11 protein-coding genes are annotated in these 11,037 nt (G+C 71.7%); all 11 read right to left on the bottom strand.

The annotated features are described in order from the left end of the window. Nucleotides 1–23: 23 nt before the first annotated feature. A complete protein-coding gene (locus DFR74_RS09560) occupies nucleotides 24–1,028 on the bottom strand; it encodes a CgeB family protein (protein ID WP_067511159.1) in 1,005 nt (334 codons plus the stop codon). Next, on the bottom strand, nucleotides 1,025–2,314 hold the full coding sequence (locus DFR74_RS09555) for a lipopolysaccharide biosynthesis protein (protein WP_067511158.1): 1,290 nt from the start codon (nucleotides 2,312–2,314) through the stop codon (nucleotides 1,025–1,027). Before DFR74_RS09555 ends, DFR74_RS09560 begins: the two co-directional genes overlap by 4 nt. Beyond that, nucleotides 2,311–3,477 carry a glycosyltransferase family 4 protein gene (locus DFR74_RS09550; RefSeq protein WP_067511157.1) on the bottom strand — a complete coding sequence of 389 codons (1,167 nt, stop codon included), beginning with the start codon at nucleotides 3,475–3,477 and terminating at the stop codon, nucleotides 2,311–2,313. The genes DFR74_RS09555 and DFR74_RS09550 overlap by 4 nt, the downstream gene beginning before the upstream one ends. After that, nucleotides 3,474–4,526, bottom strand: a complete 1,053-nt coding sequence (locus DFR74_RS09545) for a glycosyltransferase family 4 protein (RefSeq protein ID WP_067511156.1) — start codon at nucleotides 4,524–4,526, stop codon at nucleotides 3,474–3,476. The genes DFR74_RS09550 and DFR74_RS09545 overlap by 4 nt, the downstream gene beginning before the upstream one ends. 17 nt (nucleotides 4,527–4,543) lie before the next feature. Beyond that, complete coding sequence (locus DFR74_RS09540) at nucleotides 4,544–5,368, bottom strand: glycosyltransferase (protein ID WP_067511155.1); 825 nt, start codon at nucleotides 5,366–5,368, stop codon at nucleotides 4,544–4,546. A 3-nt stretch (nucleotides 5,369–5,371) separates the two neighbouring features. Then, nucleotides 5,372–6,019 carry an MspA family porin gene (locus tag DFR74_RS09535; protein ID WP_228788461.1) on the bottom strand — a complete coding sequence of 216 codons (648 nt, stop codon included), beginning with the start codon at nucleotides 6,017–6,019 and terminating at the stop codon, nucleotides 5,372–5,374. 115 nt (nucleotides 6,020–6,134) lie between these two features. Further along, entirely contained in the window at nucleotides 6,135–7,253 is a 1,119-nt protein-coding gene (locus DFR74_RS09530; RefSeq protein ID WP_267898898.1) for a class I SAM-dependent methyltransferase, read from the bottom strand. A 5-nt stretch (nucleotides 7,254–7,258) separates the two neighbouring features. Beyond that, entirely contained in the window at nucleotides 7,259–8,281 is a 1,023-nt protein-coding gene (locus DFR74_RS09525) for an NAD-dependent epimerase/dehydratase family protein (protein WP_067511154.1), read from the bottom strand. Nucleotides 8,282–8,285: 4 nt separating this feature from the next. Beyond that, entirely contained in the window at nucleotides 8,286–8,936 is a 651-nt protein-coding gene (locus tag DFR74_RS09520; RefSeq protein ID WP_067511153.1) for a PIG-L deacetylase family protein, read from the bottom strand. Further along, nucleotides 8,933–9,715: a sugar phosphate nucleotidyltransferase gene (locus tag DFR74_RS09515; RefSeq protein ID WP_067511152.1), complete on the bottom strand. Its 783-nt coding sequence runs from the start codon at nucleotides 9,713–9,715 to the stop codon at nucleotides 8,933–8,935. The genes DFR74_RS09520 and DFR74_RS09515 overlap by 4 nt, the downstream gene beginning before the upstream one ends. After that, nucleotides 9,712–10,959 carry a class I SAM-dependent methyltransferase gene (locus tag DFR74_RS09510; protein WP_067511151.1) on the bottom strand — a complete coding sequence of 416 codons (1,248 nt, stop codon included), beginning with the start codon at nucleotides 10,957–10,959 and terminating at the stop codon, nucleotides 9,712–9,714. The genes DFR74_RS09515 and DFR74_RS09510 overlap by 4 nt, the downstream gene beginning before the upstream one ends. Between the last annotated feature and the right edge of the window lie 78 nt (nucleotides 10,960–11,037).

Genomic DNA, 11,037 nt, shown 5'->3' with positions numbered 1-11,037 from the left:
ATCGCACCCCACGGGGTCCCGGGTCAGCCCAGCGCATCGAGGATCTCCCTGGCCCGGTCGACGTAGCGGTGCCTGCCGCTGGCGATGCGGCGATACCCGGCCTCGGCGATGCGCGCCGCCTCCTCCGGATGGCCCGCGCACCATTCGAGGATGTCGTCGAGTTCCTCGGCGGTGGAGAACAGCAGGCATTCGGTGCCCTCGTCGAGCAGCTCGGCGTGGTCGTCGGTGCGCTGTCCGACGAAAAGGCCACCGGCGGCGGGGATCTCGAAGCTGCGGCAGGTGTGGGTGTCACGGTTGTCGGAGTTCAGCAGTACCAGGTTCGCGACGATGGAGGCGACCGTGATGGAGAACTGTTCGCCGTAGGCGCCGTCGCCGATCTCGGCGCGGGTGGCCCGCAGCGCCGCGTTGCGCCGCCACCCGGGCCCGCTCACCAGCATGCGCGCGCCGTAGGCTCGGGCCAGCGACACCATCGCCGCACTGCGGTCGGGGCGCTCGACCCCGATGAACCCCACCAGGAACAATCGCGAACCGCGCCGCGCGCTGGGCCGGTGCCAGGCCGGGTCGTAGGCGCTGTGCACGTACTTCACCTGCTGGGCGCCGCGGTCGAGCAGCTCGCCCACGTTGTGGCGCTTGGTGGTGACCACCAGGTCCCAGAGTTTCTCGTGCGCGAGGTATTCCGGCGTCAGGTTCTCCGGGTTGGACACGTCGTCGGGGCTGTAGTGCACCCGCAGCGCGGCGGGCGTCTCGAGCAGGCGCTGCTGGTCGAGGTGAATCCCCTTGAACACGAACAACATATCCGGGCGCAGCATGGTGGCGACCCGGTCGATGCGGGTGTGCACGGCGGCGACGCTGCCCCGGGAGCGGTGCCCGGCGACCTTCGAATACGCCCAGGGCGCCGACCAGCGGTCGGGCAGCGTCACGGTGGTGGTGTCGATGACGACGACTTCGTGCCCGGCCTGACGGAAGCCCTCGGCCAGGGAGCGGGCGTTGCTGCCCACCCAGTCGTCGCCGACGAACAGGATCTTCATAGCTTCTCTCCAATCCGGGGCGCGGGCGTGACCGCCGCCCCGGCCGGTCCGCCGTCGCGGCGATACAGTTGACGGGCGCGCAGCAGATACCAACCGGCGACGGCGAATTCGGCCGCGACGGTCCCGTAGACCAGCGCCCACACCGAGTGGTTGCGCGCGCCCGCGGCCAAGGCGACGCCCGCGACGGCCACGCCGACGCAGGCGCCGATGAACACCCCGGCGGTGTCCTGCCGGACCGGCAGCACCGCCGTGGTGAGGAACGACGAGATGGTGGTGGCGGGCAGGATCAGCGCCTCCACCCGCAGCAGGGTGACGGCGTCGGCGAATTCGCTGCCGAACAGCAGTCCGATCAGCAGCGGCGCGGTCACCCAGATCAGTGCGACCGCCGCCACGGCCGCGGTCACGCAGGCTCCCAAAACTCGGATCGTGGTGCGCCAGAAGCGATCCGCGCCCTGGTCGCGCGCCATGCGCGGGAGCATGGCGAGCCCGATCGGATCGAGCATGGACTGCACCGCGCGCACCAGCCGGTCCCCGGCCGAGAACAGGCCGAGCGACACGGCGTCGAGCACCGCCGCGTACACCACGGCCGCGCCCTGCCCGTAACTGCTGACCAGCAGGCGTGCGGTGAGCACCGGCGCGCCGATCCGCAGGGTGGCGCCCACGTCGTGCGGCGTGCCCGGTTTGCCGTGCCTGCGCACGACGTCGAACCAGGTGAGCGCGAGCACGATCAGCGCCGAACCCAGCAGGCACAGCAGTGCCGCCGACGCCGACGGGAACCGCGGCAGCAACACCACCAGCAGCACCAGGTAGCAGACTCGCGCGATGCCCTGGTACACCGTCGAGGTGCCGAAACGGCCTTCGCCGATGAGGATCCAGTCCTCCGACACCGCCCACATGCCGCCGACGAACAGCCCGAGGAACACCATGTGCACGGCGGCGGGCGCGCCGAGCGCCCACTGCGCCCCCAGCGCCAGACCGAGGGCGGCGAGGACGGCGACGCGGATGAGCAGGTAGTTGCCGCGCAGCGTGGCCAGCTGGGGTCCGCCGCGCGGCACCAGGGCCGCGAGGAACGAGGTGATGCCCAGGTCCACCAGCAGCGAGCCGATGAAGTAGGCGGCCATGCCGATGGCGAGCAGGCCCATGCCCTCGGGGCCGAGGACGCGGGCGGTGAGCGGCACGGTGGCCAAGGTGATGAGGTACTGGCCGTACTTGCCGAACATCACGTAGACGATGTCGCGCAGCACCGCGCCGATCTCGCGCAGGCGGGCGTGCCGGTGCTCGCTCATGTCCGCACCGCCTTCGCGCGTCCGGCCCCGTGGACCGTGGTGGTGAGGAATCCGGCGACGATCGCCGCCGAATCGGTGATGTCGAAGCGGCGGGCGTGCACGCGGGCCCGCTCGCCCAGACGGATGCGCAGGCCGCGATCGCCGATCAACCGGTCGAGCGCGCGGACGAGGTCGTCGTGGCGCGGGGCGACGAGCAGGCCGTCGACCTCGGACTCGACGATCTCGGCCGGGCCGCCCGCGTCGGCGGCGACCACGGCGCAGCCCGCGCGCATGCCCTCCACGACGACCTGCCCGAACGGTTCGGCGAGCACCGAGCAATGCACCAGGATGTCGGCCTCGCGCATGAGCGCGGCGGGGTCGTCCACGTGACCGGTGAAGGCGACGGGCAGACCGGTCTCGGCGGCGAGCGCCTCCAGCTCCGCGCGAAAGTCCTGTTCCCCGAAGAACGTTCCGCCCACCACCAGCACGCGGCGTGGCCGGATAGTGGTAGCGGCCAGTGCCCGCAGGGCGACGTCCTGTCCCTTCCAGGGGGTCAGGCGGCCCACGATCGCGACCACGGTGTCGGCGGGCGGGCGCTGGGGTGAGCGTTCGTGGTCGGCGTCGAATTCGATGCCCGGGTAGGCGACCACGGTCGGGACCCGCCGCGTCGGCAACGAGCGTTCGGTGGCGCGGCTGTTGGCGATGAGCCCGGCGCAGCAGAGCACGGCCAGCAGCCGGACCAAGGGAGCGAGCAACCGGCCGAAGTACTCGGCGCTCACCCGGTCGTGCACCTGCCACACCAGGGGGACGCCCGCCCGGCGCGCGGCCAGCGCTCCCATCAGCAGCGCTTTCACGCTGGCGGCGACGACCACGTCGGCGTGTTCGTCGCGCACGAGGGCGCCGAGCCGCCAGCCGATCCGGGCGAGCGAGAAGCCGCCGGTGAGCAGCCGCAGCGGGGAGGAGCCGGTGATGGTCATGGACCGGTTGTCGAAGTCGTTGGCGTACACGGTGACCGGGATGCCCCGGGCGCGCAGGGCGGTCACCATCGGACCGGGCTCGGTGCACACCATGACCGGGTCCACGGCGCCGAGCGGGGAGTCGCGCAGCGCGGTGAGCAGGCGCATCGTGGCCAGCTCCGCGCCGGAGGGCGCGGCGGTGTGGGAGAGGAAGACGGCCTTGATCATCCGGTCAGCTCCCGGTACAGGGCGGCGTGCCGCTCGGCGGCGGCCGCCCAGGAGAAGGTTCGCGCGTGCGCGCGGCACCGTTCGGGCGTGGGAACCTTGCCGTCCAGCGCGGCGACGAGCCGCGCCGCGAGCGCGTCGGGGTCGCCGGACGGCACGATCAGCGAATCATCCAGCGCGCGCACCGAATCGGGCAGTCCGCCGCAGTCGGTGACGATCGGCGCGCGCCCGGCGGCCAGGGATTCCAGAGCGATGAGCCCGAAGCCCTCCAGCGCGATCGACGGCACTACCGTCACCGTCGCTCGCGCGTACAGGCCGGCGAGTTCGGCGTCGTCCACCCGGCCAAGGAATTCCAGGGAGCTGCGGTGGTAGTAGAGGTCGGCCATGGCGCGCAGCTCGTGTTCGGCCGTGCCCGTGCCCACGATCAGCAGGCGCGCGCCGGGATGCTCGGCCAGCACGTCGGGCCAGGAGCGGATGAGCCGGTCGATGCCCATGCGCCGTTCGAGCCGTCGCACGCACAGCACCGTGGGCGCGTCCGGTGCGGTGTCGGCCGCGGCGTACCGGTCGGCGTCGATGCCCGGCGGGATGACCGTCACCCGGTCCTCGGGCACGCGATAGTCGTGGACCAGTAGATCGCGGAAGTGGTTGGACAGCACCACGATCCGGTCCGCGCCACGATAGCGCAGTCGCTCCACCGCGTACTTCGCGGCGACCCCGAGCCGGCCCGCGCCCCCGGCTCGGCTTTCGGCGGCCCACGGGCCGTGGAAATGCACGACCAAGGGGTCGCGCCGCGCGGCGGGACCGTACAGCGCGAAATGCCGGTCCACGATCGCGCCCGGTGGCGGCGCGGCACCGCGATCGGTGAACGCGCGGGTCGCGCGGCGCAACGTCGAACCACCCGTGGGGCCCCAGCTGTGCCCACCGCCGGGCGCCTCGCCGAAAGCCGCTGCGCTGACGGTGATTCCGGGGTGCCGCGACAGCGCGGTGTACAGGTCGGTGAAGTACCGGTTCAGACCGCCCGGCGCGGAGCCGAACCACTCCGCGCCGGTCATGTGGACGTGTGGCGTCGTCATCCGCGGCCCCCGTGGGCCAGGGCCGCGACCCGGACCCGCACCCGCTCCAGCGCGGTGCGCACGAGCCGGCCGTCGCCGCCCATCACGTCGCTCGCGCCGATCAGGTCCGGGTATTCGGCCGCCATCCGGTGGTGGAAGCGCAGCTGTTCGGTCAGTTTGCTCACGGTGGAGGTGGTGCTGCACAGGTTGAACGACGAGTGCCGCCAGGCGGCGAGCACGTCCGACAGCCCGGCGAACACCCCGAACGCGCCGATCCTGGCGAACAGGTCGATGTCCATGGGGAACACCAGGTCCCCGCGGAAACCGCCGACGCGGTCGAACAATTCGCGCCGGAACATCGCGGCCGCCGTGGGACCGAACTCGGCCGGTCCGCGCCGCACCAGGGTGCGCACGAACGTGCGCGGGTCGCGCACCCCGATCAGGCCGGGCAGGCCCAGATCGTCGTCGAGCACCGCGCCCGCCTCGTCGATCACCCGGAAACGCGAGGCCGTCACCGTGACGCGCGGGTTCGCCAGCACCTCGCGCTGGCGCGCCAGCGCACCCGGCAGCAGGATGTCGTCGGCGCACACGACTTTCACCAGCGTGCCGGTGGACAGCCGGACGGCCTTGTTCCAGTTGGCCCCGATCGGCAGCACGCGGTCGTTCGCGTGGTACCGGAGGCGGGGATCGTCGAACGCGTGGGCGATCTCGGCCGTGCGGTCGGTACTCGCGTTGTCCAGCACCACCAGCTCGAAGTCGGCGTCCTGCGCGAGCAGCGAGGCGAGGGTGGCTTCCAAGGTGCGGCCCGCGTTCAACGCGGGCACGCATACCGAGATGGACATCGCTCAGGTGGTCCACGTGGGACCGTAGGTCACCACGGTGTCACCCGATGCGCCCACCACCGACACGAACGGCCGGATCGTGGTGGGGCCGACCACGCCGGTCACGGTGGAATGGAAGCCGGAGACGCGGAGGAACCCGTCGGTGCCGGAGATCTCGCCCGAGGCGACCTCGACGGTCTGGATGCCGGGACCGAATCCGACCTCCAATTCGATGCCGCCGCGCGGGATCAGGCCCTCGATCTTGACGACGGCGCCGGTGCCCAGCTCCACGCCCAGGCCGGGCGTCGAGTACTCGAACTTCAGCTTGCCGCCCGCGGTGGCCGGGTAGCCGACCTGGTAGCCGAGGGTGATGCGGCCCGACCAGTTCCCGGCGTCGGGGCCTGCCACGGTGAATCCGGCGCGTCCGTGGTGGAACCACTCGCGGGTGAGCGGGTTGCCGTCGAGCGGGGCCACGAAGTCGATGCGGGTGTCGGCCTGGATCGCCGAGACCGTGCGGCCCGCGCTGTCGACGATCTGGTTGGAGCTCTCGATCTCGGCCGCGGCGGTGCCGGTGAGGCCGGTGGTGAGGATCGCGGCCGCAGTGAGGGCGACGCCGGTGGTGAGGACGCGACGCGCACGCCGCGAGAAGTGGGAGGACATGACAACCTTCATCAGTGGATCCGACAGCGAAACGGCCCGCCCCGTCGCGGGGCCGCGGTGTCCGGCGAATCATGGTGTCCGCCGGTCTTTTCCTTCGGTACAGCAGAGAACTGAGGCATAGGCGTGCTCACGTCGGTGTGGGCAATGGTGTGGCGGGGACCGGGCCGCGGCGCGGATCGACCACCCAGGCCCCCGCGAGTGCGGGCAGCGCGGCGGAGACCTCGGGCAGCAGGTCGGCGAGGGTGAGCAGGACCCGGTCGGGTCGCGCGGCGACGAGCTCGGCGGGCGTGATGATCGGGATGTCGGTGCCCGGCATGCGGCGGCCCTGCTTGGCGGGCGCCGCGTCGGCGACGCCGGCGAGCAGCGTCCGGTCGAGGCAGGCGGCGGCGAACAGCGCGACCGCGCGGGAAGCCGCGCCGTACGCGTAGACGGTGTTGCCGCAGCGCTTTTCGTCCTCGAGCCAGCGGCGCAGCGTCGCGCGGTCGTCATCGGCGGCCTGTTGCAGGTCGCTCGCGGCGGCGGGATCGGCGCAGAACGCCTCGTCGGCGAGCAGGTCACGCACGCGGTGGTCCGGTTCCGCGGCGCCGTGCACCGCGGCGAGCAGCACCGTCCCGCCGTAGAGCGGGAACCGCCACGTGGTCGTCACCGACAGGCCCGCGCCGGCGAGCAGCCGCGTCAGCACGGGCAGGCTGTAGTACGCGAAATGGCCGTGGCGCAACGCATTCCACTGGCGACCGGTCAGGATGGCCCGCAGCGAGTGGTATTGCAGCAGCAGCACGCCACCGGGCGCGGTGGCCGCCGCGCGCCGGGCGAACGCGGCGCGCTGATCGGGTTCGTGCATGAGGCCGAAGCAGTCGACCACCACGTCGGCCGGTCCGGTGGTCACAGGCTCGAGCCCGGCCGCCGAGAGCGGACCGAGCCAGGAACCGCCGTGCGGACTGGGGAATTCACGCACCGTGCGCCCCGTCAGCAGCCCCGCGCGCGCCACCTCGGCGATCGCGTCGACGGCTTGATCGCGCAGCGCGCGCGGTTCGACGGATTCGGGTTCGCGCCCCTCGTAGCCGCCGGATTCGAGCTGGGCGAGACCGCAGTCCCGGCAGACCGCCATGCGCAGCGGCGGCACCGGCGCCGCCTCGGGTTGGCCCGGGCGCGGGAAGTAATCGGTCGCCGGCATCGCGCCGAGGTCCAGCACCCTGGTCAATTGCCGCCCTCCGCAGGCCCGGCAGCTCGGATCACGCTCGCGCACCGGACTCACCGAGCCCGCGCCGTGAGGCGCAGCGACGCGTCGAGGCTGCCTTCGGACTCCAGCTGCCGCAGTTGCGCCAGCCGGGTGTAGCGGTCGAAATCCGCTGCGGCCAAGCCGTATTCGACGTAGGCGCGATGGAGTTCGCGCGCGCCGTCGGCGACCGTGCGGTCCGCGCGGAAGCCGAGATCGTCACGGGCGGCGGTGAAATCGACCCGGTACGAGCGCGGATCGGGCCCGGTCTCGCCCGTGATCACCACCCGCGCGCCCGGGACCGCATCGGCGACGGCGTCGGCGATCTGCGCGACGGTCATGTTGTTCGCCTCGTGGCCGATATTGAACGCGCGGCAGTGGATCCGGTCCCGCGGCGCGGTGAGAGCGGTCTCGAAGGCGCGGGCGATGTCGTCGGCGTGCACCAGCGGCCGCCACGGCGTGCCGTCGGACAGCACGCGGATCTCCCCGCTGGTCACCGCGTGCGCCACCAGATTGTTCAGCACGATGTCGAGACGCGGGCGCGGCGAGATGCCGAAAGCCGTGGCGTTGCGCAGGAACACGGGGGAGAAGTCCGCGTCGGCCAGGGTCAGCAGATCGTCTTCGACCCGCACCTTGCTCTCCGCGTACGGGGTGAGCGGGCGCAGGGTGGCGTCCTCGGTCACCAGCCCGTCGGCCGACCCGTAGACCGAACAGGTGGAGGCGTACAGGAACCGCCGCGCCCCGGCCTCGCGCGCCAGGCGGGCCAGCCGCACCGACGCGTGGCGGTTGATCTCGTGGGTGATCTCGGGTGCGAGGGAACCGAGCGGATCGTTCGACAGGGCGGCCAGATGCACGATCGCCTCGACGCCGGCGACGTGCTCGGCGGTGACGTCGCGCAGATCGATCCGGTGCCCCGGCGGATCGTCGGGCTCCGGCCCGAGCACGCACTCGGCGAAATAGCCTGTGTCGAGCCCGATCACGTCGTGGCCGGCGGCGCGCAGGCGCGCCGACATGACCGAGCCGAGATAGCCCTGATGGCCGGTGAGGAGGACGCGCATCGTTTCACCTGTTCCCGAGTTGGAGGACGGCTTTGTCCGAGGAGAAAGCCTCGGCGTAGGGGGCACGGCACTGCACGCCGCGCAAGCGGGCCACGCTGAGGAAGGTCCGCTCGTCGAACCAGTCGCGACCGGTCTGCGAGCGATAGTGCTTGTGCAGCAACCGCGATTTGTGCTCGGCGTGCTCCGCGGTGAGCGGCAGGTACACCGAGGGCCGCCAGGATTCGGCCTCCCACTTGGGGATCTCGTAACCCAGCACGAGGTGGTCGCGGAACTCGGTGGGCACCAGCTCGGCCAGCAGCCGGTGGTCCTGGTGCGCGTCGCACCGGTGCGGTCCGAACACCAGATCGGTGCGCAGGCCGCGCCGGAACTCCGCGAGCGCGTCCTTGATCCGCTCCCAGTGGCCGGGCGCGCGCCCGTCGGGGATGTCGAGGACGGTGAGCCGCACCGAGCCGCCCGCGCAGAAGTCCGCCAGCGCGTCGCGCTCCTCGGCCTCGCGCGGCGAGCCGCCGCCGCTGAGTACCAGCGCGTGCACCCGCAGGCCCGGATTGGCCGCGACGGCGGCGAGCAGCGCACCGCCCATGCCGATGGCGATGTCGTCGCAGTGGGCGCCGAGAACGGCGATCTCGGTGAGCGCGCCGGTGTCGAGAGCAATCATCGCGCGTCGCGCTCCCACACCATCCAGGGCCGGTCGCCGTGCTGATAGGCGGCGTCGAGTTCGGCGCGTTCCTTGAACGTGTCGGCGGGCTTCCAGAAGCCGAAGTGCTGGTAGCCGAACAGCCGCCCCTGCCGGGCGAGCGCGCCGCACGCGTCCTCCACCAGGTCGCCGCCCGGGGGCAGCAGGTCGAACACGTCCTGGGTGAGCACGAAGTAGCCGCCGTTCTCCCACAGCGGCAACCGCGACACCGGCGTGATGCCCGAGATCTCGCCCGAGGTGCCCACATCCACGCAGTGGAACGAGGATTGCGGCGGCACGATCATCATCGAGGCGGCCGCGCCGGAGGCGGTGAACTTCTCGATCATCTCGTCCAGCGGTGCGTCGGTGAGCACATCGGAGTAGTTGGCCAGGAAGTACTCGTCCTCGCCCAGGTGCGGGCGGACCCGCCGCAGGCGTTCGCCGATCGCGGATTCCACGCCGGTGTCGACGAAGGTGATGGTCCAGTCGCTGATATCGGTGTGCAGCAGCTCGACCTGCCCGTTGCGGATGACGAAGTCGTTGGACATCGACTCCTGGTAGGTCAGGAAGTAGTTCTTGATGTGCTCGGCGCCGTAGCCCAGGCACAGGATGAATTCGGTGTGCCCGAAGTGCGCGTAGTAGCGCATCACGTGCCAGATCAGCGGTCGCGGACCCACCATCTGCAACGGCTTGGGCGCCGCGTCGGATGACCCGCCGCGCATCCGCATCCCGTATCCGCCGCAGAACAAGACGACCTTCATGCCACTCGCCTCGCGATCTCCGCCGGGTCGATGACGCGCAGCGACGGCATCGGCACCGCCAGCCGCCCGCCCCACTCGGCGACATGGGCGAGCTGGGTGACCAGCTCGCGCTCCAGATTCCACGGCAGGATCAGCACCACGTCGGGCCGGTCCCGCGCGATGACCTCCACGGGCCGGACCGGGATGCGGGCGCCTGGCGTGAATCTGCCGTGTTTATAAGGGTTTCGGTCCACGGTGTAGGCCAGGAGGTCGGGCCGGATTCCGCAGTAGTTGAGCAGGGTGTTGCCCTTGCCGGGCGCGCCGTAGCCCACGACGCGCCGGCCCGCGGCGCGCGCGTCGAGCAGGAAGCGCAGCAGGTCGTGGCGGACCGCCTCGGTGCGTGGGCGCAGTCCGTCGTAGCCGGAGGGGTCGTGCAGGCCGGCGGCCGCCTCGGCGGCGAGCACCTCGGCCACCCGCTCGCTCGGGCGGTGCGCCGTGCCGGGGCGGGCCCAGAGGCGCAGCGAGCCACCGTGACTCGGGATCGGCTCGACGTCGACCACGGTGAGGTCGCCGGTGGCCAGCGCTCGCGCGGCGGTGGCCAGCGTGAAGTATTGGAAGTGCTCGTGGTAGATGGTGTCGAACTGGTTGTCGCGGACGAGGTTCAGCGCGTGGTGCACCTCGATCGACACCCAGCCGTCGTCGGCGGCCAGCGTGCGCAGCGCGCGGGTGAAGCCGAGCAGATCCGGCACGTGCGCGTAGACGTTATTGGCGACGACCAGGTCGGCGGGCCCGTGCGCGGCGCGCAGCGCGCTCGCGCGGGCCTCGTCCAGGAAGGCGGTCTCGGTGGGCACGCCCTTCGCGCGGGCCGCGGCCCCGACGTTGGCCGAGGGTTCGACGCCCAGGCACGGGATGCCGGCCGCGACGACGTGCTGGAGCAGATAGCCGTCGTTGCTGGCGACTTCGACCACGAACGAGTCCGCGCCGAGGCCGAGCCGGCCGATCGCGCTGTCCACGAAGGCGCGCGCGTGCGCTACCCAGCTGTCGGAGAACGACGAGAAGTACGCGTACTCGGTGAAGATCTCGTCCGGAGTCACCAGTTCGGGCAGTTGCAGTAGTAGGCACGCGTCGCAGCGGCGCAGGTGCAGGGGATAGGTGGCCTCGGGCAGGTCGAGGGCGTCCGCGGCGAGGAAGCTCTCGCACGGCGGTGTGGCGCCGAGGTCGAGCACCGACGTCAGTGACGGGGAATTGCACAGGCGGCAACGCACAGGGGTCTCCCTAGAGAAACTTCGCAGAACGAATTTTTCAACGCTGATTCGCGACCCCCAAGTCGAACGCAGTCGACA

It is taken from the genome of Nocardia puris (assembly GCF_003315035.1).
In the GTDB taxonomy this organism is placed as follows: Bacteria; Actinomycetota; Actinomycetes; order Mycobacteriales; family Mycobacteriaceae; genus Nocardia; species Nocardia puris.
This window is presented reverse-complemented; position numbering and strand designations above follow the sequence as displayed.